General features: G+C 33.1%; 25 protein-coding genes. 22 read left to right on the top strand and 3 right to left on the bottom strand.

Going from position 1 to position 25,243, the window contains the following annotated elements; translation table 11 throughout:
• Nucleotides 1-93 precede the first annotated feature (93 nt).
• The 5 genes from QO182_RS04970 to QO182_RS04950 all read left to right on the top strand — a co-directional run bounded on the left by QO182_RS04970 (nt 94) and on the right by QO182_RS04950 (nt 4,603).
• Nucleotides 94-750 (top strand): transglutaminase family protein, encoded by a 657-nt coding sequence (locus QO182_RS04970; protein ID WP_371540996.1) that lies wholly within the window; start codon nt 94-96, stop codon nt 748-750.
• On the top strand, nt 750-1,319 hold the full coding sequence (locus tag QO182_RS04965) for a TetR/AcrR family transcriptional regulator (protein WP_371560241.1): 570 nt from the start codon (nt 750-752) through the stop codon (nt 1,317-1,319). The genes QO182_RS04970 and QO182_RS04965 overlap by 1 nt, the downstream gene beginning before the upstream one ends.
• 420 nt (nt 1,320-1,739) lie before the next feature.
• Entirely contained in the window at nt 1,740-2,459 is a 720-nt protein-coding gene (locus QO182_RS04960; protein WP_371560239.1) for a DUF4339 domain-containing protein, read from the top strand.
• 567 nt (nt 2,460-3,026) lie between these two features.
• Nucleotides 3,027-3,365, top strand: a complete 339-nt coding sequence (locus tag QO182_RS04955; protein WP_091086863.1) for a P-II family nitrogen regulator — start codon at nt 3,027-3,029, stop codon at nt 3,363-3,365.
• A gap of 35 nt (nt 3,366-3,400) precedes the next feature.
• Entirely contained in the window at nt 3,401-4,603 is a 1,203-nt protein-coding gene (locus QO182_RS04950; protein WP_371536480.1) for an ammonium transporter, read from the top strand.
• A gap of 572 nt (nt 4,604-5,175) precedes the next feature.
• Here QO182_RS04950 and QO182_RS04945 read toward each other — a convergent pair.
• Nucleotides 5,176-5,340 carry a DNA polymerase ligase N-terminal domain-containing protein gene (locus QO182_RS04945; RefSeq protein ID WP_371536497.1) on the bottom strand — a complete coding sequence of 55 codons (165 nt, stop codon included), beginning with the start codon at nt 5,338-5,340 and terminating at the stop codon, nt 5,176-5,178.
• A gap of 349 nt (nt 5,341-5,689) precedes the next feature.
• Here QO182_RS04945 and QO182_RS04940 point away from each other — a divergent pair, with 349 nt between their 5' ends.
• Nucleotides 5,690-6,793: a DUF3667 domain-containing protein gene (locus tag QO182_RS04940; RefSeq protein WP_371560237.1), complete on the top strand. Its 1,104-nt coding sequence runs from the start codon at nt 5,690-5,692 to the stop codon at nt 6,791-6,793.
• Nucleotides 6,794-6,885: 92 nt separating this feature from the next.
• Here the strand turns inward: QO182_RS04940 and QO182_RS04935 are convergent, their stop codons facing one another.
• Nucleotides 6,886-7,200, bottom strand: a complete 315-nt coding sequence (locus QO182_RS04935; RefSeq protein ID WP_371536474.1) for a hypothetical protein — start codon at nt 7,198-7,200, stop codon at nt 6,886-6,888.
• A gap of 333 nt (nt 7,201-7,533) precedes the next feature.
• Here QO182_RS04935 and QO182_RS04930 point away from each other — a divergent pair, with 333 nt between their 5' ends.
• From QO182_RS04930 to QO182_RS04905, 6 genes are all read left to right on the top strand, one after another.
• Nucleotides 7,534-7,794 carry a heavy-metal-associated domain-containing protein gene (locus QO182_RS04930; protein WP_371536471.1) on the top strand — a complete coding sequence of 87 codons (261 nt, stop codon included), beginning with the start codon at nt 7,534-7,536 and terminating at the stop codon, nt 7,792-7,794.
• Nucleotides 7,795-7,944: 150 nt separating this feature from the next.
• Nucleotides 7,945-8,277 (top strand): ArsR/SmtB family transcription factor, encoded by a 333-nt coding sequence (locus QO182_RS04925; protein ID WP_371536468.1) that lies wholly within the window; start codon nt 7,945-7,947, stop codon nt 8,275-8,277.
• A gap of 18 nt (nt 8,278-8,295) precedes the next feature.
• Nucleotides 8,296-8,766 (top strand): DUF6428 family protein, encoded by a 471-nt coding sequence (locus QO182_RS04920; protein ID WP_371536466.1) that lies wholly within the window; start codon nt 8,296-8,298, stop codon nt 8,764-8,766.
• A gap of 18 nt (nt 8,767-8,784) precedes the next feature.
• On the top strand, nt 8,785-9,417 hold the full coding sequence (locus QO182_RS04915; protein WP_371536464.1) for a low molecular weight phosphatase family protein: 633 nt from the start codon (nt 8,785-8,787) through the stop codon (nt 9,415-9,417).
• 1 nt (nt 9,418) lies between these two features.
• Nucleotides 9,419-10,489 (top strand): ACR3 family arsenite efflux transporter, encoded by a 1,071-nt coding sequence (gene arsB / locus QO182_RS04910; RefSeq protein WP_371560235.1) that lies wholly within the window; start codon nt 9,419-9,421, stop codon nt 10,487-10,489.
• Between the two features lie 267 nt (nt 10,490-10,756).
• Complete coding sequence (locus QO182_RS04905) at nt 10,757-11,191, top strand: cytochrome c oxidase assembly factor Coa1 family protein (protein ID WP_371560233.1); 435 nt, start codon at nt 10,757-10,759, stop codon at nt 11,189-11,191.
• A 22-nt stretch (nt 11,192-11,213) separates the two neighbouring features.
• Here QO182_RS04905 and QO182_RS04900 read toward each other — a convergent pair whose 3' ends face one another.
• Nucleotides 11,214-11,588: a hypothetical protein gene (locus QO182_RS04900; RefSeq protein WP_371536457.1), complete on the bottom strand. Its 375-nt coding sequence runs from the start codon at nt 11,586-11,588 to the stop codon at nt 11,214-11,216.
• Between the two features lie 242 nt (nt 11,589-11,830).
• On the opposite strand from QO182_RS04900, the gene QO182_RS04895 reads away from it, so the two are divergent.
• From QO182_RS04895 to QO182_RS04850, 10 genes are all read left to right on the top strand, one after another.
• Nucleotides 11,831-12,874 carry a glycosyltransferase family 9 protein gene (locus QO182_RS04895; RefSeq protein ID WP_371560231.1) on the top strand — a complete coding sequence of 348 codons (1,044 nt, stop codon included), beginning with the start codon at nt 11,831-11,833 and terminating at the stop codon, nt 12,872-12,874.
• Between the two features lie 215 nt (nt 12,875-13,089).
• A complete protein-coding gene (panB, locus tag QO182_RS04890) occupies nt 13,090-13,908 on the top strand; it encodes a 3-methyl-2-oxobutanoate hydroxymethyltransferase (RefSeq protein WP_371536452.1) in 819 nt (272 codons plus the stop codon).
• 96 nt (nt 13,909-14,004) lie between these two features.
• Entirely contained in the window at nt 14,005-14,694 is a 690-nt protein-coding gene (locus QO182_RS04885; RefSeq protein ID WP_371560229.1) for an RluA family pseudouridine synthase, read from the top strand.
• Between the two features lie 73 nt (nt 14,695-14,767).
• Nucleotides 14,768-16,096: an aldehyde dehydrogenase gene (locus tag QO182_RS04880; protein WP_371560228.1), complete on the top strand. Its 1,329-nt coding sequence runs from the start codon at nt 14,768-14,770 to the stop codon at nt 16,094-16,096.
• Nucleotides 16,087-16,824, top strand: a complete 738-nt coding sequence (locus QO182_RS04875) for a nitroreductase family protein (protein ID WP_371536445.1) — start codon at nt 16,087-16,089, stop codon at nt 16,822-16,824. Before QO182_RS04880 ends, QO182_RS04875 begins: the two co-directional genes overlap by 10 nt.
• A gap of 42 nt (nt 16,825-16,866) precedes the next feature.
• Nucleotides 16,867-17,637, top strand: a complete 771-nt coding sequence (locus QO182_RS04870) for a hypothetical protein (RefSeq protein ID WP_371560226.1) — start codon at nt 16,867-16,869, stop codon at nt 17,635-17,637.
• Between the two features lie 792 nt (nt 17,638-18,429).
• The gene (locus QO182_RS04865; RefSeq protein ID WP_371560224.1) at nt 18,430-21,831 is read left to right on the top strand and encodes a PAS domain S-box protein; all 3,402 of its coding nucleotides are present in this window, start codon (nt 18,430-18,432) and stop codon (nt 21,829-21,831) included.
• Between the two features lie 83 nt (nt 21,832-21,914).
• Nucleotides 21,915-22,775 carry a neutral zinc metallopeptidase gene (locus QO182_RS04860; protein WP_371560223.1) on the top strand — a complete coding sequence of 287 codons (861 nt, stop codon included), beginning with the start codon at nt 21,915-21,917 and terminating at the stop codon, nt 22,773-22,775.
• A 228-nt stretch (nt 22,776-23,003) separates the two neighbouring features.
• Entirely contained in the window at nt 23,004-23,402 is a 399-nt protein-coding gene (locus tag QO182_RS04855; protein ID WP_371560222.1) for a hypothetical protein, read from the top strand.
• 273 nt (nt 23,403-23,675) lie between these two features.
• A complete protein-coding gene (locus tag QO182_RS04850) occupies nt 23,676-24,962 on the top strand; it encodes a DEAD/DEAH box helicase (RefSeq protein ID WP_371560220.1) in 1,287 nt (428 codons plus the stop codon).
• Nucleotides 24,963-25,243: the final 281 nt, after the last annotated feature.

The following is a 25,243-nucleotide window of genomic DNA, read 5'->3' as shown; positions in this document are numbered from 1 at the left end:
CATACGGTAACAAATATACTCTAATTTATCTAAATTTAAATTATTAAAGCATTATTTTTGCAGGTAACCAATAGGTTACCTAATTTATTCGCTATGGAACAATACACTCAAGAAACCTATCACTTTGATTTAGCCGACGATAAAATACAAGCTATACATGCCTCTTTAACCACAGATGAAGCAACAACACCTAAAGAATTTGCGATAAAAGCTTACAAATACGTTCGCGATAACTGGCCGTATTATCCTTATCGCTTTAGTTTAATAAACGAAGAATGGCGTGCCTCTGAATTAACAACTCACAAAAGTGGTCATTGTATTGACAAAGTAATTATTTTGATTGCGATTTTAAGAGCAGAGAATATTCCGGCTAGACTTGGATTGGCAAAAGTAAAAAACCATATAGCGGTAGATCAAATTGTCGAAAAATTTGGTTCAGACGTGCTCGTACCTCATGGTTATATCGAAATCTACCTGAATAACAAATGGATAAAAGCAACTCCCGCATTCAACAAGGAACTCTGTGAGATGCTCAATGTAAAAGTTCTAGAGTTTGACGGAGAAAATGATTCTATATTTCAAGAATTTGATGAAAGTGGAAAAAAAGCTTTTATGGAGTACCTTGAAGATTACGGAACTTTTAATGAAGTACCTTTACCATATATGTTCCAATTATTACAACAACATTACCCCCGCATAATTGAATCCGGAATAACATTAGGTGGTGTATTACATCTATCCAAATTATAATGAAAAAAGACAGAGCAGCTACCGAAGAAAAGATTTACAAAGCCTTTTTGGATATTTTAAAAGAAAAAGGCCCTCAGGGAGTAGGGATAAATGCAATAGCTAAAGAAGCTGGAGTTTCTAAATCATTAATTTACCGTTATTTTGGTGGGATGAAAGGCTTATTGTTACGTTTTGCCGAAAAAGGGGACTTCTTTAAATCTTTATCAGTCATTGATGATAAAAAGGATAATTTAGAAAACTTAAAAGGTTTCATTAAAGAAGGAACCAAAGAACTTCGACAAAACACTTTAACCCAAGAAATTCTGCGCTGGCAATTGATTGAAAATAATGAAGACACTAAAAGTCTTTTTAAGTATTTCAATGCACAAGTAGGAAAAACATTTACTACAAATACAAAAGACGAATCCCTTAACGCCGCTTTTCATCTGATGTTAGGCGGTTATGTCTATTTTACGCTGTTATCAAAATTTAATAAAACATTTATCGCAACAGATTTAACCTCAGAAAAAACTTGGGAAAATTTTGACGATGCAATCGCCAAAACAATTGAACTATTCAGTAAAACGTAATATGAACCTAAAATCACTCCCTCTTATTGCAACCAAAATCTGTTACGACTGAAGACCTATCAATACACTATCTTTCTGAAAAGCACAATTATAAAGCTTTACAAATCTGTCAAATTACTCAAATCATGACTGAAAGGCTTAAATAAGCAGCGCAACTTCAGTCACACAATCGAGACTTAAATAGGAGTAATGTCATTTTAAAAACACAAATAGGAATTTTCGAAAATAGTTACATAATTACTATTTAGTATCACAAAAGGCATGTTGTTTGCTTTATAATAAAATGGGGTTCTGCTTTTGACTCAGAACTATATTTTTTTTTTGACTAATCTGTTTAAAATAAAGAATATAGTAAGAACAAAAATGGAGGATTATCGCAGAATCAAATTAAAATTAATAGCATCCATTAAAATAACGCCTATGAATACCTATTACTTACATGACGGAACAATACTTAGCGGTCCTTTTAATTTTGCCGAATTAAAAGCAAAAAAAATAACCAAAACCGCTTCCGTGTGGTGCGAAGGAATGGAAGATTGGAAACAAGCAGGAGAGGTGGAGGAATTAAAGAAATCATTGTTTTCCATACCCCCGCCAATTAAGTGTTTCGTTGGCCCTCCAACACCTTCAAAAAACGAATCTGAAAATGAAATTAAGAAGTTTGCACGTGTAAATAAAAAACCCTTATTTCTGGTTGCTGGAATGTTAGTTTTAATTATCGGAACCTTAATTTTTAATACTATACTAGAGAGTAGAACTTTAAAATTAGAGGAGAGAAACAACCAAACTGAATACAACAACCATCAGTATAAAATACAGGAAAAAGAAATTGAAGATCAGAAGAACTTTATTGCTGAACAAGAGAAAATAGAATCGGAAAGGATTGGAAAAGAAAGAAAGCTAGCCATCAATAATCGGCTTTCATCCATTAAAAATTTACTTACGGTCACACATTCCAATTTAAACAATTCCAAAAACGAATTAAATGATGCCCGAGAATTTCATTTTTTAAGAACAAATGGCGAACGCGAGGACGAAATTAGCTCAATAGCAAATAAAATTGTTTTTTGGCGGAATGAAATTGAAAAACTTGAAGATGAAATGAGTATGAAATATCTGGAACTTGAAAAAATACACTAATCCAATTCTCAACTTTTAGTAACTTCCTGTACTGCTATTTTTAAATCATAATCAAGAAACAGCCTTTATCCTAATCAGGATTAAAGGCTGTTTCTTTTTGCATTAAAATTTAAACAACACGATATCTTCACACCTAAAAATACACCAGAAGTCACAACGCCTAAAAATTACAATTAAAAAATTACTCACTAAATGTACTCATTTAAAAAAATATACTGTCCTTTAAAAAGCTTTAAAATAGTATATTTTATAAAAATAAAACATACGCCCCGTAAAAAATAGGGGGTGTTGTTAAAAATATCAATTATGAATATTTCGATATTTCAGTCTAAAAATACCGAATAACTAAAATCAGGAAGCCATTTTTTGTAATTGATAATTCTTTCAAATATGGATCAAAAACATTTATTAATCTTTCTTCTCTTAAAGAAAAGTTAATAAATTCGTCAAAATCAATGACTGAAAATAGTATCAACAACGAATTAATTTAAGCTATTTAAAACGTTGGATCAAGAACAAAATAACAACCAAAACCAATTAATCAATATTAACTAAATTATTTATCTAATGAAAAAAATCGAAGCTGTTATTCGAAAATCAAAATTTGATGAAGTTAAAGAAGCTTTACACAAAATCGAAGTCAATTTCTTTACCTATTGGGATGTTACTGGAGTGGGTAATGAAAAAGAAGGGCATGTATACAGAGGAATAACCTATAGTACCACAGACATTCAACGAAGATATATTTCCGTGGTCGTTTCAGATCAATTTTTAGAGAAAACGATTGATGCGATTTTAGAAGCGGCATCATCAGGAATGGTTGGCGATGGAAAAATATTTGTTTCTGAAATCCAAGAAACTTATAGAATCAGAACAAAAGAAAAGGGATCAGACGCTCTTAACTAACCAACCTCTATAACTAACTAATAAAAAAATATACTATGGATACGAATGCTGTATTAGACTTAATGTGGGTGTTAATCTGCGGAATTTTAGTGTTTTTTATGCAAGCAGGTTTTACGCTTGTAGAAGCTGGATTTACCAGATCAAAGAACACAGGGAATATAATAATGAAAAACTTAATGGATTTTTGTATTGGTAGTGTCGCTTTCTGGGCAATAGGATACTCATTAATGTATGGAGAATCAATACATTCTGTGATAGGAACTCCAAGTTGGTTTTTTGATACTGCTGCAGACATGCATAGTTTGTTTTTTCAAACTGTATTTGCCGCAACGGCTGCAACCATCGTTTCTGGTGCTATTGCTGAACGAACAAAATTCACTACCTATTTAATCTTCTCCTTATTAATGACTTTAGTTATTTATCCAATTTCTGGTAGTTGGGTTTGGAATGGAGGCGGATGGTTAGCACAAATGGGCTTTACTGATTTTGCCGGTTCAACTGTTGTACACTCAGTTGGTGGTTGGGCATCATTAGTTGCTGCTGCTTTAGTAGGACCTAGAATTGGAAAATATAATGCTGACGGAACCGTAAACGCAATACCTGGACACAATCTAACGATAGGAGCATTAGGGGTATTTATTTTATGGTTTGGATGGTTTGGTTTTAATCCAGGGTCACAATTAGCAATTTCTGGTGACAATGCTTTGAAAGTAGCTGCTATTTTTATCACAACAAATCTTGCAGGAGCTTCTGGTGCATTGGCTGCTATGTTCTTGACTTGGGCTGTGTATAAAAAACCAGATATCTCTATGACTCTAAACGGAGTATTGGCTGGACTTGTGGGTGTTACCGCTGGTTGTGCTGTTGTAAACCCAATGGGAGCATTCTTTATCGGACTTATTTGTGGTGGAACGGTTGTATTCTCAATTGAATTTATTGACAAAAAACTAAAAATTGACGATCCAGTTGGAGCTATTTCTGTACACGGTGTATGCGGCGCCTTAGGTACTTTATTAGTAGGTGTTTTTGCTACTGATGGTGGTTTACTTTACGGTGGTGGATTTGAAAAACTAGGTATTCAGGCTATCGGAGTGTTCTCAATAGCGGCATGGGCAATGGCTGCTTCCTTTATAGTTCTTTTTATTCTAAAGAAAACTATGGGATTAAGAGTTAGTAAAGAAGAAGAAATTGATGGTTTAGATATTCATGAGCATGGCTCAAATGTTTATAATGATTAACCCTTAAAAAAATGAAGTAAAACTCATATGTACAAAGCGCGAACTCTATAAAATACAACGCCAAATAATAAAAATAAAACCTGCAACAAACTACTTTTTTGTTGCAGGCTTTATTTTTTAAGATTCAGAATAATTAATGTGTTACTATTCTATCCGCTCTTTTTAAAAATCCTCTAACATAATATGTGACAACACCGTATTATCTTGTATCACTACATTGTTATAACTTGGATAGCCTTCGTTTTTTTATTAAAAGCCAGGCATTATCCTATGTTTCCTTAGTTTTACTAATGTAAATTTGCCTACAGTTTAAGTCCTTTCAGAATAATAGACAGCGCACTTTTTCAATATCAGGTATAAAAATGCTTTCTATCTAGCCTTCCTCAGGAGTACCAGTCAGCCAATACGTTCCTCTATCACATACTATCACTTTACCAACTCCATAATTTACTTTGAGATCCCGCCCACAAAATCATTGTAATCGTAAGGATGATTTTTTAGCCCCGCATTAGAGGCGTGAGAAACAATGAGTTTTTCTTTTTAGACTAACTGATATTTATGCCTAAATTTTGCTACTTCATAGGTTTTCGACTTGCTCCATGATCTCCTACCCTAATCGCTACTCTTTTATCAGACTGATTCATCGACAATCCTTTGGCTACAGCCCAAATTTTCAATACACCGTTCATTTTTAAACGGAAATCATAATGCAAAATTGATAAATCATGTTTTTGCACCACAAAGACCAACTTCTCTTTTGACTTTGCAATACCCCTTCTTGGCTCTAGTTTAGAACTAAAAGTAAGTTTTCGATGTGTTTTTTTCTAGAGACATATCACTTGCGATTTAGAATAAAACATTGATAAAAATTAAGATATTATATTTATGGATTAAAAATCTACTTTTGCATTATCTCTTAAGATCCAAAACATCACCTTCAACAATGCACTTTCATGAGGAATGTGCGACAGAATAGGTAGACTATTTATAAAAAATAACAGTATGTTAAATCTTGTGAAATTAATAAAAATACGTTTTAAAAGTTTAATAACTTTACAACTTGGAATTGATTCCTACTAATTGCCCATGTCAAAAGAAAAAATACGTCTAGATAAAATCTGCCTCAATTGCAATCATGTTGTCGATCAACGGTATTGTCCAAATTGCGGACAGGAAAACACCGTGAGTCGCAAGACTTTTCACCATATCTTTATTCATTTTTTTGAAGACTTAACACATTATGACAATTCGTTTTGGAAAACAATATTTAATTTGTTTTTTAAACCCGCCGCTTTAACTAAAGCATATATGGCCGGAAAACGTTTGTCTTATTTGAATCCCATAAGACTTTATATTTTTATTAGTTTTGTGACTTTTTTAATGATCTCTTTGTTTCCTAATAATACGGAAAAAGAAATAACCACAACTGTAATAAAACACGAACAAATAATCATCCCTACAATTGACTCTTTACATATAGAAGAGAAAAGTGTGGATGGATTAACAAAAGTTGGAATATTATCGCAGCAGAATAATGATACCATAAAAAAAATACTACAGCAAACAGATAAAATTGATAAAATAAACCACAACCAGCCCAGTCCTTCGGTTCCTAAAAAAGAAGTGGCTGATTTTGGATATAAATCCATCATCGAATTAGATTCTATTCAGAAACATGGTAGTAAAAAGGCACAAGTAAGCGACACAGAATATTGGTTTCTTAAAAAGTGGCTAACCGTAAAAGAAGAAAATACAAACGAACAAATTATTGAAAAGTTCACTGATTCATTTGTACATAATTTACCAACTTTGTTGTTTATGTATATGCCAGTTTTCGCCTTTTTTTTATGGCTTTTTCATGACAAGAAAAAATGGTATTATTATGATAGTGGTATCTTTACCTTGCATTATTTTTCGTTTTTACTCTTACTAGTACTAACCCTATTTTATACCGATAAAATCTTTCCTTTATTTGAAAAAAACCAAGTTATGGAATGGGCTCACTTTAGTTTAAAGTCGCTAGGGATATTTTGGATGATCTACTATTTCTTTCCAGCGCACCGTCGTTTTTACGGACACAAATTTGTAGTCTCTTTAGTCAAAAGCAGTGTGATTATCATTATTAATTTAGTTGTGATCACTTTTCTATTAGTACTTTTTGCATTGTACACCTACAATAACATTCATTAGTATCAGCAACTGACGTTTAGTTTTATGTGTGTCGATGTAATAAGTCAACATTAAGGACTAAGGTTCCACAAGCTATTTTGACTTTTAATTAATTATCCATTGTCTTCATCTAAATCATTATGATTATCACCACCAATGCTGTAATAGTTATTTTCTTCGTCCTCACTTCCTATCTTTTCTTGTGCATCGTCTAACTCTGAACCAGGAACATCTAAATCACTACCTGACATATCTTCCTCAAAACTTTTCTCGTTTAATTCTCTTTCGTTATTAATTTCAACTGGTATTTTCTTTTTGGTGATATCAGCAGGATTTATATCACCCTCTTTATGTCCCTTATTATAGATATCTTCACTTGGCGGATAGTTTAAAGATTCAAGATTTTTTTCTTGATCTGTTTCTTCCATTTTTAGAGATTTAGAGCTTGGTTTATTATCTTTATTTTCCATCTTTATTAAGGTTTAAACTTATTATTATTTAATATACTAAGTTAATCATTTTTTAATAAAACAGCTGTTCTATTTTTCTTTAAATAGTAACGGATAATTAACCTGCTACACTTAAAGTCTATTTGTTGCTAATTGAATAGTTACAAACTACTCCAATTTTCACAGTCATGCACAATTAAAAATAGCAGACTTATTTTTATAGTTTATACCTAATAAATCACTAATTTTAAACAGCCAAAAAAGTTCGTTTTCACGTGCTTTTATTATACTAATCTTAAAACAACAAAAAACATGAGTTTACTATCACAAAATATTATCCCAGGAAATCACGGTAAAATTTTTGGAACAAATGCTATGGAAGAAAAAGATTTAATAGAAATTAAAAATAGCCTATTAGAATTGGAGGGAATTAATGATGTAATCGTTAATATTGAAATTTTCCCAAGAGAATTTACGGTACATACTAAACAAATAGTTTCATTAACGGATATCGAAAATAAAGTAAAATCTGTAGGGTTCCATGCCATTCCAAAAGCCACGTTTGAGTTATAGTACTCAGTAATCAATTAAAACAGGACCAAAACCTGACTGTTTCAACACAAAAAAAGCACCTCCAAGTACTCTTTTTGTGTAAAAAAATAATTACTCTAAATTTGCTTGTCACTATTACTTATCGTAATATTGCAATATAAATATATAACGATGGGAATTACTAAAACAGAACATTTTACAGAAGAGCAAAATGAGCTAGCTATCTTAGCTAAAGCAATTGGCCATCCCGCTCGCATTGCCATCATTCAGCATCTGATAAAAGTAAATAGCTGTGTTTGCGGAGACATCGTAAATGAATTGCCTCTGGCACAACCCACCGTATCGCAACACTTAAAGGAATTAAAAAACGCCGGACTCATCAAAGGAAGTTTTGAAGGAAATGCTATTTGCTATTGCCTAGACGAAGAAGGCTTCTCTAAAATACGCGGTTTTTTCCAGCAAGTAAACACGTATTTAGAAAGCAAAAAAAATCAATGTTGTTAATTTTTAAATTATAAAAAAATGAAGTTATCAGAAATTAAAAAACAGCTAAGCACTTTAGAAAATGTTACTTTTCAATTGCCAAACGGCACTTATGTTCCAGAACATTTTCACGTCACTGAAGTAGGTTTAATTACCAAAAATTTCATTGACTGTGGTGGAAAAGTAAGAAACGAAACCGTGGTGAACTTCCAGTTGTGGGATGCTAACGATTTTGAGCACCGTTTAAAACCAAAGAAACTATTGGATATCATTACACTATCTGAAAAAGTTTTAGGAATTGAAGACTATGAAATAGAGGTCGAGTATCAAGCAGAAACTATTGGTAAATACGACTTAGGATTCAACGGAAAGGATTTTACATTATTGAACAAAAAAACTGCCTGCCTAGCAGAGGACGCATGCGGAATTCCGCAGGAAAAACAAAAAACAAAACTCTCTGAAATACCAACTCAAACGAACAGTTGTACTCCAGGAGGAGGTTGTTGTTAATTAAAACCTGCTTTTTATATGTCTCAATTAAAGACCAGCCTATTCACTTCGATAGAAAATGAAATTCGTTTTTTTAAATTCGAAACTATTTCTCCCGAACGTAAAACGGTACTATTACCTCTTATTGACTTTATCCAAGAGAAAGTGAGTAAGGAAAAAGAAGTCCGACTTAACTTTATTTGTACACACAATTCAAGGAGAAGTCATTTATCTCAAGTGTGGGCGCAAACAGCTGCAGCACATTTCAATGTGAAAAATGTATTTTGCTATTCAGGCGGGACAGAAGCTACGGCAGTATTCCCTATGGCAGCCAAAACATTAGAACAAGCAGGATTCCAGGTGAAACCCCTTTCTGAAGGTAAAAACCCCGTTTACAGTATCAAGTATAGTGAGAATGAACATCCTATTATTGGGTTTTCTAAAACTTATGACGACAGTTTTAACCCGCAATCCGCCTTTGCGGCGATACTGACCTGCTCACAAGCAGATGGTGGCTGCCCGTTTATTGCTGGTGCTGAGAAACGAATCCCAATTACTTTTGAAGACCCAAAGGCATTTGACAACACACCTCAACAAGAAGAAAAATACAAAGAAAGGAGCATCCAAATCGCAACGGAACTTTTCTACGTATTCTCACAAATAAAAAAATAATATGTCTGCAACTAATTGCGCTCCTGCAGTGAACAGAAAAAAACTTGGCTTTCTCGATAGTTATTTAACCCTATGGATATTCCTTGCCATGGCAATAGGAGTTGCCATTGGGAATTTTTTCCCTTCCAGTGGAGACTTTATCAATTCGTTTTCCAGCGGAACCACTAATATTCCCTTGGCAATTGGACTTATCCTGATGATGTATCCACCATTGGCAAAAGTAAAATACGAACAAATGGGAGAAGTATTTAAAAACACAAAAGTATTAGGTGCTTCCTTATTCTTGAATTGGGTCCTAGGCCCAATCTTAATGTTTGCCCTAGCGCTCATTTTCCTGAATGGCTATCCTGAATACATGATTGGCGTTATCCTTATAGGACTTGCTCGTTGTATAGCAATGGTTGTAGTTTGGAACGACCTTGCTGACGGAGACAGAGAATATGCAGCGGGATTAATTGCCTTAAACAGCATTTTTCAAGTATTACTTTATAGTGTTTATGCGTATATTTTTATCACCGTACTTCCTCCCTATTTTGGCTATACCGGTTTTGATGTCAATATCAGTATTGCCCAAATCGCAGAAAGTGTTGGTATTTATTTAGGAATTCCATTTGCATTGGGAATCATAAGTCGATATACTTTAATCTATTTAAAAGGCGAAGACTGGTTCCAGAATAAATACGTGCCTTTTATCTCCCCAATTACCCTTATCGCTTTATTATTCACGATTGTGATTATGTTTAGCTTAAAAGGAGAATTGATTGTTCAGATACCGATGGATGTGGTTCGAATCGCCATTCCACTAGTTATATACTTCACTTTGATGTTTGTTTTGAGCTTCATGGTTGGTAAATACTTTGGTGCCGACTATTCTAAAAGTACTGCTATTGCATTTACAGCAACAGGAAACAATTTCGAATTAGCAATCGCAGTTGCCATAGGTGTCTTTGGAATTAATAGCGGACAAGCTTTTGCCGGTGTCATAGGCCCGTTAGTCGAAGTCCCAGCATTGATAGCCTTAGTGAATGTCGCTTTTTGGTTTAGAAAAAAATACTATCCTACAACTGCATAATAATTAAATTATCCTAAAATATAAAGACCATCCTTTTATCGCAAAATAAGAGGGTGGTTTCTTTTTTAAGAGCTATTTCCCGTTATACGCTATATCTTTACACCTGCCGAAAAGGGCAGTTATAAAGGATGCCGCTTCTACCGGGGCTAGGGTATTTTGTATGAACATGACGCTTCAACTTATTCAAGCCCTAAATTTTAAATACAATAAAACAGTTATATTAGCATTACAATGCTTGTTTACTCAAATAAACCAGAATCAGTAATAATGGATAACGAATTAATTACTACAACAAGGTGGTGGAAAACAAATTGGAAATGGTTTCTACCAACTTGCATCGTACTATTTACAGTTGGCGCAATTGTGATTGGAACAACTAGCATCAACAGCACAGTAACTGATTTTGCTCAAGCTTATTCTGATAATTCACTTTATAATAAAGCTATTCAAAAAGGTAATGCAAACCAAAGAGTAAAAGAAGTCCTTGGAGCAATCGAACCTATTGATAAGTTAGCCATTCTAGAAGGAGATACAAAATACACGAATGATAATACAGCTGTAACAATAACAGTTAGAATCAAAGGCAGCAAGGCAAATGGTAAAATGGATATTTCTGCTTATAAAAATGGAACAGAATGGGAGTACAAAAAAATAACTGTTCGAATAAAACAACCCAAAGAAGAAATTGCGATTATAAACTAAAGTTATCGAATTAAAAAAGCAATTACAGCTTTGTTGATTTACCCACCGTTAAATAAATGTGGTTGTTGGGATATAGGAATTCCATCTTAGTGTTCTGTTTGTTGATTTTCATCTCTACATGACCTTCTGCATTTTCTAAGGAATAAAGCGTATAATTTGGATCTTGAGAATAGACCACAGCCTTGATGATTTTATATTTCAATTTCATATTGGTAAAAAAGAATACCACATCATCCTTTTTTCTATCGACGAACACAAAGGAATATTCGTTTCCTGAAATGTCACATTCCCCTATCTTAAAAGGGAACTCGTCAACACAATAGCGCTGCACATTAAAAACCTGTTCTTGAGAATACACAGAACTAGACAGCAGCAACAGCAAGATAAAATACTTCATTTTTTTGATTTTTTTTCAATTGTACTATTCTAATACAATCCGCTGCAGTAATACAAAAGACATGCCATTAAAAAACCAAGCAGCAACAGAGCACTCTTCTTTTTTACTTAAAGAGTCGGTTTACTTCTTTAGGATTTAAAAAAAAATCGTTTCTTTGAAAACTGTTTTACAACAGTTAAGAAAATTGTAAAACAACTGGAATTTGCATTAAAGTACAGATTAAAATAAATTTTAAATAAATCATGAGTTTAAAAAAAGACATTAACGTATTGAGACGAAAATTAATGCGTAGCCTTACTAAAAACGTTGGGAGTTCACAATTTGATAAAAATGTCGATTTGACCAAAGTGAAATTTAAAAAAATCTTAATTAGTAGACCAAACCCAAGATTAGGAAATCAGTTGTTGATTACTCCCCTATTACAGGAAGTCATTACAACCTTTCCTGATTGCGAAATAGATTTATTTGTGAATGGTGGATTAGCTCCCATTATATTTAAAAATTACACAAATATAAATCGAATAATTCAACTGCCTAGAAAACCTTTTAAGGATCTTACTAAATACGTTAAAGGATGGTTATCGTTAAAAAAGTACAGTTACGACATTGTTATTAATGTAGTAGAGAACTCTTCATCAGGAAGATTATCTGCTCAATTTGTGAGTTCAAAGTACAAATTTTTCGGCGATGATGTTGACGATATTCAATTAAAGCATAATGATTATGAACACATTGCAAAATATCCCGTTTACAACTTCAGACATTATCTAACCAAGCTTGGATTTAAAGAAAACAACAATCCTATCCCTAATTTAGACTTAAAGCTAAGCGATTCTGAACTTGCTGAAGCAAAAAAAACACTGCAAAGTATTGTACAAAACGACAAAAAGACCATTTGCATCTTTACTTTTGCAACTGCAGATAAATGCTACTCTGAGTCATGGTGGGCACCCTTCTATGATCGCTTAAAAGCGGAATATTCAGACTACAATATCATTGAAGTACTTCCCGTTGAAAATGTTTCTCAAATAGGCTTTAAAGCACCTACATTTTACAGTAGAGACGTTCGTGAAATAGGAGCTCTAATAGCAAATACAGAAGTGTTTATTGGTGCCGATAGTGGAATTATGCATTTGGCCAGCGCATCAAAAGCGACTACAGTCGGACTTTTTTCCCGTGATAATATCAACATGTACGCCCCTTACAATAAAAACAGTGTGGCCATAAATACCAACACTGAAAATATTGATAACTATATTACAGTATTAGACAAAATTTTAAGATAGTCTTGATTTTTAAAATTGACAAAAACTAGCAGAATCGGTCTTCGCGAATTAAAAAAAACGAATTTAGTATTTGCTCTAGATTTGGAATTTCCCGATTTGAAAAACTAATTCCCTGAAAAGTTACTTTATAAAGATGGATTCGATGAAACTCGAATCCATTTTTTTGTTGCTTAATCATTTGTTTTATTACTTTTACAATTCATAAAAACATAACTATGTCTGTCGCAAAAAAAGATTATAAAAGAATTACCACTAAATCATTGATTGAAATGAAAGCCAATGGAGAAAAAATCTCTATGCTTACCGCTTATGATTACACCATGGCTAAAATTGTGGATACAGCCGGTATTGATGTGATTCTTGTGGGTGATTCTGCTTCAAATGTGATGGCTGGACATGAAACAACTTTACCGATTACTTTAGACCAAATGATATACCATGCCTCTTCTGTTGTTAGAGCAATAGAAAGAGCACTAGTAGTGGTTGATTTGCCTTTTGGAAGTTACCAGTCAGATCCAAAGGAAGCCTTGCGTTCATCAATTAGAATTATGAAAGAAAGTGGTGGGCATGCAGTAAAACTGGAAGGTGGAAAAGAAATTAAAGAATCAATAAAAAAAATATTAAATGCAGGTATTCCAGTAATGGGGCATTTGGGTTTAACACCACAGTCAATCTATAAATTCGGAACCTATACCGTTCGCGCAAAGGAAGAAGAAGAAGCAGACAAATTAGTTGAGGATGCTCAATTATTAGAAAGACTAGGCTGTTTTGCTTTAGTTTTAGAAAAAATTCCAGCACATTTAGCTGAAAAAGTTGCCAAAAGTATTTCGATTCCAGTAATAGGAATTGGTGCCGGTGGTGGCGTTGACGGACAAGTGCTTGTAATTCACGATATGTTAGGGATGAACAATGAATTTAGTCCCCGTTTCTTAAGAAGATACATGAATCTATACGAAGGAATGACGACCGCTATTGGTCAATATGTTGCCGATGTAAAATCGAGTGACTTCCCTAATGAAAAAGAACAGTATTAAAAACAGAATATCAACTCCTTAAACTATTAAGTTTAAGGAGTTGATATTTAAAGTCGATTATACTTTTCTTACAATACCTAAATTATAAAATTCATTTTGAAAATAATTTCAAACAAAAACAATCTCCAAGTCTTACATGAAGACAACCATATTATTGTGGTTAATAAACGAGTAGGCGATATTGTACAAGGCGATAAAACAGGAGACAAACCTTTATCTGAGGTCGTAAAAGAATATCTCAAAGAAAAACACAACAAACCAGGTGAAGTTTTTCTTGGTGTGGTGCACCGTTTAGACAGACCCACAACTGGAATTGTAGTTTTTGCCAGGACCAGTAAAGCACTACCTCGCTTGAATGAGTTATTTAAAAACAGGGAAACGCAAAAAACCTATTGGGCCATTGTAAAAAATAAACCTGCCAACTCTCAAGACAAGTTAATCCATTTCATCAAAAGAAATGAAAAAAACAATACTTCAAAAGCGCATATAAAAGAAGTTCCAGACAGCAAGTTAGCCAGCTTGGACTATACCGTTTTTAAGGAATTAAACAATTACTTTGCGCTGGAAATTAACCTTCATACGGGAAGACACCATCAAATTAGGGCACAACTTTCTGCTATAGGCTCTCCTATAAAAGGAGATTTAAAGTACGGTTTTGATCGAAGCAATCCTGACGGTGGCATCCATTTGCATGCTAGAAAATTAGTCTTTGTACATCCGGTATCTAAAGAAACATTATCAATCATTGCCCCAGTGCCTAATGAAGTAATCTGGAATGCACTATAATTTTAGTTGATTAAAAAATCATTATTAAAATTTAAGAATTAACTTGCATATAAATTAATTACCCCTATTTATAATGAACTATAAGACTAATATAGAATATAGAAAAGAGACTTTAACAAAACTGCTCAATAACATTATAATCCATGAAGATGATATCATTAAAGCATTGTATGATGATTTCAAAAAGCCTGCTTTTGAAGCAGTCTTAACGGAGACCAGTTATGTTATTTCTGAATTAAAAGACACTATTAAGAACTTGAGTAAATGGGCGAAGCCAAAAAAGGTTTTTCCATCGCTACTCAATTTTCCGTCCAAAGATTATATTTACAAAGATCCCTATGGAAAAGTATTAATTATTGCTCCATGGAATTATCCGTTCCAGTTGGCTCTTTGTCCTTTGGTTTCTGCAGTTGCGGCAGGAAATCAAGTCGTACTTAAACCATCTGAATTAACACTTAAAACATCTGCTATTATTGCTGAAATAATAGCAAAAACATTCCATGTCAACCATGTGGAAGTTATTCAAGGTGGTGTGGATGTGTCCAAAAATTTACTATCACAACGATGGGATTACATCTTTTTTACTGGAAGTGTTCCTGTTGGAAAAATAGTTGCGCAGGCGGCAGCACAACACCTGACTCCCGTTACATTAGAACTTGGCGGAAAAAATCCATGTATTATTGATGAAACTGCTAATTTGAAACTTGCAGCTAAAAGAATTGTTTGGGGAAAATTTATAAATGCGGGACAAACTTGTATTGCTCCAGATTATATCATGATTCAGAAAGACATGAAAAGCAAGTTTATCGACTATATGAAAGAGGAAATAACCGCTGCGTATAGCAATAAACCCGAAGAATCCCCTGATTTTGCCAGAATTGTAAATACTAAAAATTGGAGTCGACTAACAGAAATGATTGACAACGATAAAGTAATTTTTGGTGGACAAACGAACGAGTCTGACTGTTACATAGCACCAACGCTTATTGATGAGTCTGATGTTGACAGTCTTGTTATGAAAGATGAAATATTTGGACCTTTATTACCCATACTTGAATATTCCAGTACTGCAGACATACATGCCGTGATTTCAAAATATGAGAAACCATTATCCTTATATATTTTCACTGAGAATAAATCATTTGCAAATAAAATCATTCAAAATTACTCTTTTGGAGGAGGTTGTATAAATGATACAGTAGTTCATTTTTCAAATAAACGCTTACCTTTTGGAGGCGTAGGCCATAGTGGTATTGGTGCCTATCATGGATCCTTAAGTTTTGACACTTTTTCACATAAAAAGTCAATTGTAAAAAAAGCAAACTGGTTAGATTTACCAATGCGATATGCGCCTTATAAAGACAAACTAGCAACGATCAAGAAATTATTGAAATGGATCTAATCAAAGAGAAGTCAGTAAGCGAAGCAATAGAATACAGACGTTCTGTACGTGTCTTTAAAAAGGAAGCCCTTGATGATGAGAAAGTAAAAGAATGCATTCGTCTGGCTACTCTTGCCCCTACAAGCAGTAATATGCAGCTGTGGGAATTCTACCAAATTACTACAGCCGAAGTTTTAGAAAAAATTACGGAGGCTAGTTTTAATCAAAATGCAGCCAAAACTGCAAGCCAAATGATTGTCGTGGTAGCTAGAAAAGATTTATGGAGAAAAAGAGCACAGTCAAATGTAGCCTTTTTAAAATCTCAGTACGGAGAAAAATCACCTGTAGACTATTCGAAAAGAGAAAAATTTGCCCTGAACTATTATCAAAAAATTGTTCCTACGCTCTACTTTGACTTCATAGGAATTCTGGGTGCTCTAAAGTTTCTTATTTTTCAAGTCATCGGACTATTTAAACCTATTTATAGACAAGCTAGAAGAAGCGATATGCGAATAGTAGCCCAAAAAAGTGCTGCTTTAGCCGCGCAAAACTTTATGATTAGCATGGCCTCCATAAATTATGACAGCTGTCCTATGGAAGGCTTTGATTCTCTAAGGGTAAAAAAAATATTAAATTTACCAGCCGCAGCTGAAATAAATATGATTATAGGCTGTGGAATACGGGAAGAATCTGGCGTTTATGGTGAACGCTTCAGGGTTCCCTTTGAAGAAGTCTATTTTAAATTATAACCTCACTTTACAATTTTAAACCAATACAAAACCAACCAAAAAATGAATCAAAAAAAAGACCGAATAGAAGAAATAATACGCAATGGATATCAGTTGGATTTCGAAAAAGTTTTTAATAAAGCATTTGAAAATTATAAAAAAATAGCCCTATATGCGGGGCTTATGATATTTGTATTTACCGTTATCTTGATGACAATCGCAGCAAGTATAACTATAAGCCTTTTAGGGCTGGCAGCACTATCTCAGGAGTCTATGAAAGAGTTGAGTATAAATCTAGAAAGCCTTAGCGGATTGAATCTAATTATCTACGTGGGAGCATCTGTTTTGTTTTCATCTTTAACTAGCCCATTAACTGCAGGTTTAATAAAAATGGCTTATTGCGCAGATCGAGATGAGGAATTTCACGTTTCAACCGTTTTTAGTTACTACACACCTAAGTATTTCTCTCAAATTTTTACAGCAACATTTCTAATTTTGCTAGTCAGCAACGGAGTATCAATGTTATTAAATTATAGCGGAGTTATTCTGGTGGGACCTATGATCTCTGTTGCGGTATCTTTTTTTACAATGCTAACCATTCCACTTATCATTTTCAGTGATTTAACAGCGGTAGATGCGATACGATATAGTTTTTCAATTGTACTAAAACAACCCCTAATTCTTCTTGCCTTGATAATTGTAGCTATTATAGGTGCAATGGTTGGCTTTATTGGATGTTGCATCGGAGTATTTTTCACAATACCCTTTGTTTACTCTATGTACTATGCAATGTACAGCGAAATTATCGGTTTTGATCATGAGGAGGAATTATAGAAAAAATTACAGACAACTAATTTGTTTTAAATAATAGGAAACGCGATTTTATTTATCATAAAATCGCGTTAATGTCATAAAAAAAACATTAAATTACCACTCTGTTATTTTCATTTCCTCAATTCAAAAAAAATATTCTCTATGGTGTTTTACTATAGCTTTTTTCATACGATTCTTTCAAACCATACCCCTTATTGCTGGCTATCCTCACCAAAAGCCATACTGTCAACTGCTGGCATGATTGAAATGATTTTTTCAAATAAAACATCTTTATTGTGGTTTTTTTTATTAATTTTTATTGCCTTCTTATTTTTTACTCTTAACAAAACAAAAACAAAATTAAAGAGCACATTAATAGAAAAAAATAATGAAGAATATATACGCAATAAAGAATATCAACTCTATCTTCTCTTCTTTGGATTTGTAAATATTATAGCTGAAATTAATTATGAAATTTTTAGTGTAAGACCAAAAAGCTTATTCTTTTTTAATATCAGTACCGCTTTATTTTTTTTAATTATATATGTAATTAGTACCAAATCGGCTTTCCTTTTCCGGAACATACAAAGAATCTTCATTGTATTTTACCTGCTCTATTTTGGTTTGATATGTAAAAATTTACTTTTTGCACCGACCGATATCATACCTATCCTCGCTTTTATTGTAACTTTTTACTTTGCTTATACCGTTTTTAAACCTATAAAATTATATTGGTTTTTTGTAGCCTCCACTTTTTCATACATTGTCATTGTTACTTACTTAGAAATATTACCCATTAAAACAACTATTGCATTGTTCAATTTTTCTTTAATTGTTTTTACCATAAATTATATTCAGCATATTGTAGGTTTAAATGTTAAAGACAAATTCCGTTTTTCTGATCAAATAATAAATAATGGAAACTCTCTTATTGTTGTATCTACTAGAAAAGGGGAAATTTTATTTTGCAGCGAAACGATTACTCCTATTTTAGGATATTCCGTAGATGAAGTTATGGGAATGTTATTTTGGAAGGTAACTGAAGATCCTGATTTCATTGGGGAAAAATTTCATACAAATACGACTTCCGAAAGAGTCTTTGTACGGAAACTAAAAACTAAAAGTGGAGCATACAAGCACATAGAATGGCATGATAAAAGATATTCTGAGGATCTAATAATTGGTATCGGGCATGAAGTAACGCAACAAATAGAAACACAAAAACGATATGAAAACATTGTTGAATCTGCCTATGATATAATTTATGAGCTAGACCGTGATGGTGCTTACGTTTTTATAAATAAAAATTCTGAAATAATCACTGGATTTAGTTTAACAGAATTGTATGCCTCGAAATTTAATCATTTAATCAAAGATAGTTTTAAACAAAGAGTTCTTGAATTCTATTCTAATCCCTCATTAGAAATGGAAAACTTTCCTACTTTAGAATTTCCAATTACTACTAAAGATGGAGGTGAAATATGGCTTTCTCAAAAGGTAACAATCAATAGAGATGAAAGCAGAAAAATAACTGGATATTCAGTTATAGCTAGAGATATTACCTTCTTAAAAAATATTGAAAAAGAAAAAGCAGAAAGACAACTAAAAAATCTAAAATACAGCGCTGCTTTAAAAGGGTTCACGGCAAAGAGTTATTCTAATAATGAAAGTTTAGAATACAAATTGCAAACAATTTTAGAAATCAGCTCTAAAACAATAGGAGTCAGTCGAGCAAGTTATTGGAATTATTTTGAAAACAGAATCAGTTGTGTACAACTATATGATTTTACAACTAATAAATTTTCAAGTGATCAGGAAATAACTAAAAAATCATCCCCAAAATACTTTTTAACGGTTGAAAATAAAATACAAATTGTCGCTTCAGATATATGCACAAATGAAATCACTATGGAATTATGTGGTGATTATATTTATGAAAACAATATTGTTTCACTGATCGACACTCCCGTTTTTATTAATGGTGAACTAAAAGGAATTCTTTGTATTGAAGCTACAGAAGAAACGAGACAATGGGATAATGAGGATATTAATTTCTCAAGATCTGTTTCTGATATCATTGCAATTGCGTTTGAGTCAAAAATGAGATTAGATATCGAAAACAGATTAACCTATAAAAGTGAATTGCTGGCAGCAATGACCAAGTGCACGGAGAAATTTTTAAATAGTAAAGATATCGATGCTATTTTTTCTGATGTATTGATCATTATGGGTAATGCCACTAAATCACATCGTGCCTATTATTATGAAAATGATTCCGCTACTAAACTAATAAGCCAAAAATACAGATGGATATTTAACAATACGTGTTTAACGCAAAATAATCCTAACCTTCAAAATATGCCTTATGCCTTTTTTGAAGAATTAATTGAACCCATATTAAATAATGAAATTTATGAGGCTACCGTATCAAAAATAAATAATTTGTCATTAAGAAATAAATTATTGAATGTCGATGTAACTTCGTTAATCCTTTTTCCAATTTTCATACAAAATAGATTTCATGGCTTTTTAGGGTTTGATGACACCTCTGAAGAAAAGAAATGGACGGAAGATGAAGTTAACATTCTTCAAACATTAGCTCGAAACATTGCATCATCTATCGAACGTATCGCAGGAGAAACAGCAATTTATGAAAGTGAAGAAAAGTTCCGTTTGTTAGCTAATAATATACCGGGGACTGTTTATCTTTCAGAGAACGACGAAAAGTTTACAAAAATATACCTCAATGATGAGATTAAAAAATTAACAGGCTACGATAAAATCGAATTCTTGGAAAAAAGAATTTTTTATATCGACCTAATTCATCCTGAAGATTACCATAAAATACTTAGTGAGTCCAGAGACCATTTATCCAAATCTGAACCTTTCCATTTCACGTACCGAATCATTACTAAAACTGGTGAAATTGTCTGGGTAGAAGAATTTGGTGATGCTGTAATCAAGAATGGTAAAATCACTTACATTGAAGGTATAATGCTGGATATCACTAAAAAAAGAAGGACTGAAGATGCCATAAAAGGACTTGAATACGCTGAAGCGGCTAATAAAGCTAAATCAGAATTTCTAGCTAATATGAGCCATGAAATCAGAACTCCACTAAATGGAATCATTGGCTTCACCGATCTATTAATGAAAACAGAACTTGGAGAAGTTCAGGAAAAACATATGATTACCGTTAATCAATCAGCTCATTCCTTATTAGGGATCGTAAATGACATCCTTGATTTTTCTAAAATTGAAGCAGGAAAACTTGATTTGCATATCGAAAAACATAAAATTAAATATATTTTAGACCAAATTATTGATCTAATCCACTATGAGTCCAATCAGAAGATGCTACACTTAGAACTCGTACTAGCTCCTGAAATACCAACCCATTTATGGATAGACAATATACGTTTAAAACAAATCCTAATTAACCTTTTAGCTAATGCAGTAAAATTCACGGAAAAAGGCTTTGTAAAATTAGAAATTTCAGTGATCAAAAATAATAAAGCCACTACTACAATCCGTTTTGCGGTGCTTGATTCTGGAATAGGGATTTTACAAGAAAATCAAAAGAAAATTTTTAAAGCATTTTCACAAGAAGATAGCTCCACAACTAAAAAATTTGGTGGTACTGGCTTAGGCCTTACAATTTCAAATAAGTTATTAGGACTAATGGACAGTCAGTTAAAACTCAGCAGTGAAATTGGAATTGGCAGTACTTTTTATTTCGATTTGGATTTAAAAACGTCTAATGATGTAGAAGTAGAATATACTCCTATAGATAATAAAGATATAGTTGATATTTTTACTATTCAAAACAATAAACGTTTGGAAGCATTGACAATAATGTTAGTTGAGGACAATAAAATTAATATGTTATTGCTCAAAACAATTATTAAAAACGTCCTCCCCAAAGCAATTATTCATGAAATTCCGAATGGGCAGGTTGCTGTAAATGAGTATGAAAACATTATGCCAGATATTATCTTTATGGACATACAGATGCCATTAATGAATGGTTATGAAGCTACAAAAGCAATAAGAAAATTAAATACAGGCGCATCAGTTCCCATAATCGCTATAACAGCAGGAACTGGCTTAGAAGTAAATGAAAAATGTATTGAAGCAGGTATGAACGATTATATATCAAAGCCAATTATAAAAAGAGTAATAGAAGACGCAATAATAAAATGGACTTCATCATAGAGTTATGAAAAGTTTATTTTTGATTAAAAAATTAATTATCTTCGGTTCCTCTTTTATAAAAAAAGAATAAAAATTGAAATTATATGAAATGGCAAGGTAGACGTAAAAGTGATAATTTAGAAGATAGAAGAGGAATGTCTTCTGGTGGAAAAACAATTGTAGGTGGTGGAATCATCGGGGTTGTAATCTTATTGTTAAATGTTTTTGGAGGTGAAAACGGTCAAATGGTGGGTAATATCTTAGAACAAACTCAAGGAAAACAGACTGCACCAACAGAACAAAGAGACCTAACAGCAAAAGAACTAGAAGAACAAGATTTTATTAATGCAATTTTAGTTGATAACGAAGATGTTTGGACGAAAATATTTAATGAAAACAACCTCAACTATAAAAAACCAAATTTAGTCCTATTTACTGGTGGAGTTGAAACTGAATGCGGTAATGCAACGTCAGATTCTGGCCCATTCTATTGTCCTGCTGACCAAAAAGTATATATGGATTTAGCATTCTTTGAAGAATTAAAAACTCGATTTGGGGCTCAAGGTGGAGATTTCGCCACTGCTTATGTAATTGCGCATGAGATTGGACACCATGTTCAAACCTTACTAGGAACATCTAATAAAATGCGTGAAATGCAACAAGGAAAAAGTAAGGCTGAAGCCAATAAACTATCAGTAGCATTAGAATTACAAGCTGACTTTTATGCAGGCGTTTGGACACATTACAACCAGAAAATGAATGATATCTTAGAAGATGGAGATCTTGACGAAGCCCTGAGCGCTGCACATGCAGTAGGCGATGATGCTATTCAATCTAAAATGCAAGGGCATATTGTGCCAGAATCCTTTACACACGGAACATCTGAGCAAAGAAAATACTGGTTTATGAAAGGCTATAAAACGGGTGACATCAAACAAGGAAATACCTTTGACGAAATAAGATAAATTGTAATTATTCAATTTAAAGTTAAAAATCGGGACTCACTCCCGATTTTTTTTGTTTTTGAACTACTTCAAATGATAGCAAATTTCATTTAAAACAAAATATCATACTATTCAAAATACCATTCCTCGACACTTTTCTTCCAATCGTCTCTATCAAAATACCTGTTGACTTATAAAAATCATTGCACTTGTTTATATCGATAATTTTATATCAAATAAGTGAACAATATGAAAAACACAAATCAACTAGGATTATGGATGGATGACACTGTTGCCTATTTAGTTCAATTTACCACAAAACCTTTTACAATTCAAACAATTGTGCGTGAGTTCCATACAGAAGATAAAAAATCAAATCTGATAAAAAAAATTTTATTGCTGAGTAGTTATAAAGAAACCGGTTTAAACAAACACTATAATAAAATTGGGAAGGAGCTATTAAAATATGAGAAAATAATCCTCTTTGGTCCTTCTGAAGCAAAGCTCTATTTTTTTGATTTTTTAAATAAAGACGAACGTTTTTTGAACTTAAAAATAGAAGTCAAGGATGCTGATAAAATGAGTGTAAATGAACAGCATGAGTTTATAAAAGAATACTTTGGGAAACTTGATATTCTTAAATTATAATCCCATTTCATAGCTATACTGAAGTCCCAAAACAATTGTAACAAACTACTTTTATAATTACATTCTCGATAAAGTAATACTAAAAACAACTCCCCTATTTGATTTGGTATGACCATTCTGCTGCTTGCCTTTCTTTTATTAGATTGAAACGAAATAAATTTTATATTTAAACAAAGTCAAACAATCAAAAGCAGATAGGAAAAATAAGCAGTACCTTCGCGTCAACTTAAAGAAGTACTCAAAATAATAGTGTTTACTTCATAAACACAATTTATGTCATTCAACTCATTAGGCTTATCTGATGCTTTATTAAAAGCGATCAGCAAAAAAGGGTACACAACCCCTTCTCCAATACAACAAAAAGCGATTCCACCTATTTTAGAAGGAAAAGATGTATTAGCATCTGCACAAACAGGAACAGGAAAAACAGCAGGCTTCACGCTACCCATTTTACAGACATTATCACAAGGAAAACACTTAAGTCACAGACCTATTCGTGCCTTAATATTGACACCTACAAGAGAATTAGCTGCTCAAATATTGGCTAACATAAAAGAATACGGTGAATTTTTAGATTTACGCTCTGCCGTTATTTTTGGAGGTGTGAATCAAAAACCACAAGTGGCTCAACTACGACAAGGGGTAGATATTTTAGTCGCCACACCTGGTCGATTAATCGATTTGCAAAATCAAGGTTTACTAACGCTTTCTAAAGTGGAGATCTTAGTTTTAGATGAAGCAGATAGAATGTTAGACATGGGGTTTTTAAGAGATATCGAGCGCATACTGAAAGTATTACCTGTAAAAAGGCAAAACTTAATGTTTTCGGCAACCTTTTCAAGAGATATTAAGAAATTAGCGATGGGTATTTTGAATAAACCAGTTCAGGTTGAAGCTACACCAGAAAATACTACTGTCGATGCCATTACTCAAAAAGTGTATCCTGTTGCAAAAGAGAAAAAAACAGAATTAATCATCAAGTTGATTACAGAAGGAAACTGGAAACAGATTTTGGTCTTTACACGTACAAAACAAGGTGCTAATAAACTTACTGAAGCTATGATTGGCGCTGGTATTCAAGCAGCAGCCATTCACGGAAATAAAGGACAAGGAGCACGTACCAAAGCTTTAGCCGGCTTTAAAAACGGAAGCCTAACCGCTTTAGTTGCGACAGATATTGCAGCTCGTGGTCTAGATATCCCATTATTACCACATGTTGTTAATTTTGAATTGCCTAATATTCCCGAAGATTACGTTCACCGCATCGGTCGTACAGGAAGAGCTGGAGCAAATGGAGAAGCGATTTCTTTATTTAGCCCAGACGAAACTACCTTTTTGCGCGATATCGAGAAATTGATTGGCCTTAAATTACCAACAGAAAATATAGCAGGTTTTGAGCCAGATCCTAAAGCATCGACTCAACCTATTAAACAAGGTCAAGGTAGACCACAACGCAATTCCACGCCAAGGAAACCAAAAACAGATTCTACAAACCGTAGCAGCAATAATAGCTTTGGCCCAAGACGTCCTAGTCAAAATAATGACAGACGTTCCAACTAAGAAATTAAATTTCCTTTTTTTAGGAGCAGAATGATTTCGTTTTTTTAGACGTCTTCTCCCGCTATACACTACAATCCTTGTGAGGGCTAAACACTAGCCCACACAGGGATTTTCGTTTCTATCGGGGCTATGTAGAGCGCTTAATTTTCAATAATAACATTTTGCAAATACATCTCACAATTCTAAAACACTTAGATCATTTGCAATAAAAATATTATTTATATATTTGATACTAATTCGCTATGCTATAGCGTTTTTCTACCCTATGTTGGATGAATACT

This window comes from Flavobacterium sp. Arc2 (assembly GCF_041431385.1).
Lineage (GTDB): Bacteria > Bacteroidota > Bacteroidia > Flavobacteriales > Flavobacteriaceae > Flavobacterium.
This window is presented reverse-complemented; position numbering and strand designations above follow the sequence as displayed.

Bases quoted from the DNA above. Each gene is read 5' to 3' on its own strand.
- QO182_RS04970 (WP_371540996.1), top strand. From the start codon at position 94: ATGGAACAATACACTCAAGAAACCTATCACTTTGATTTAGCCGACGAT.
- QO182_RS04965 (WP_371560241.1), top strand. From the start codon at position 750: ATGAAAAAAGACAGAGCAGCTACCGAAGAAAAGATTTACAAAGCCTTT.
- QO182_RS04960 (WP_371560239.1), top strand. From the start codon at position 1,740: ATGAATACCTATTACTTACATGACGGAACAATACTTAGCGGTCCTTTT.
- QO182_RS04955 (WP_091086863.1), top strand. From the start codon at position 3,027: ATGAAAAAAATCGAAGCTGTTATTCGAAAATCAAAATTTGATGAAGTT.
- QO182_RS04950 (WP_371536480.1), top strand. From the start codon at position 3,401: ATGGATACGAATGCTGTATTAGACTTAATGTGGGTGTTAATCTGCGGA.
- QO182_RS04940 (WP_371560237.1), top strand. From the start codon at position 5,690: ATGTCAAAAGAAAAAATACGTCTAGATAAAATCTGCCTCAATTGCAAT.
- QO182_RS04935 (WP_371536474.1), bottom strand. From the start codon at position 7,200: ATGGAAGAAACAGATCAAGAAAAAAATCTTGAATCTTTAAACTATCCG.
- QO182_RS04930 (WP_371536471.1), top strand. From the start codon at position 7,534: ATGAGTTTACTATCACAAAATATTATCCCAGGAAATCACGGTAAAATT.
- QO182_RS04925 (WP_371536468.1), top strand. From the start codon at position 7,945: ATGGGAATTACTAAAACAGAACATTTTACAGAAGAGCAAAATGAGCTA.
- QO182_RS04920 (WP_371536466.1), top strand. From the start codon at position 8,296: ATGAAGTTATCAGAAATTAAAAAACAGCTAAGCACTTTAGAAAATGTT.
- QO182_RS04915 (WP_371536464.1), top strand. From the start codon at position 8,785: ATGTCTCAATTAAAGACCAGCCTATTCACTTCGATAGAAAATGAAATT.
- arsB (WP_371560235.1), top strand. From the start codon at position 9,419: ATGTCTGCAACTAATTGCGCTCCTGCAGTGAACAGAAAAAAACTTGGC.
- QO182_RS04905 (WP_371560233.1), top strand. From the start codon at position 10,757: ATGGATAACGAATTAATTACTACAACAAGGTGGTGGAAAACAAATTGG.
- QO182_RS04900 (WP_371536457.1), bottom strand. From the start codon at position 11,588: ATGAAGTATTTTATCTTGCTGTTGCTGCTGTCTAGTTCTGTGTATTCT.
- QO182_RS04895 (WP_371560231.1), top strand. From the start codon at position 11,831: ATGAGTTTAAAAAAAGACATTAACGTATTGAGACGAAAATTAATGCGT.
- panB (WP_371536452.1), top strand. From the start codon at position 13,090: ATGTCTGTCGCAAAAAAAGATTATAAAAGAATTACCACTAAATCATTG.
- QO182_RS04880 (WP_371560228.1), top strand. From the start codon at position 14,768: ATGAACTATAAGACTAATATAGAATATAGAAAAGAGACTTTAACAAAA.
- QO182_RS04875 (WP_371536445.1), top strand. From the start codon at position 16,087: ATGGATCTAATCAAAGAGAAGTCAGTAAGCGAAGCAATAGAATACAGA.
- QO182_RS04870 (WP_371560226.1), top strand. From the start codon at position 16,867: ATGAATCAAAAAAAAGACCGAATAGAAGAAATAATACGCAATGGATAT.
- QO182_RS04860 (WP_371560223.1), top strand. From the start codon at position 21,915: ATGAAATGGCAAGGTAGACGTAAAAGTGATAATTTAGAAGATAGAAGA.
- QO182_RS04855 (WP_371560222.1), top strand. From the start codon at position 23,004: ATGAAAAACACAAATCAACTAGGATTATGGATGGATGACACTGTTGCC.
- QO182_RS04850 (WP_371560220.1), top strand. From the start codon at position 23,676: ATGTCATTCAACTCATTAGGCTTATCTGATGCTTTATTAAAAGCGATC.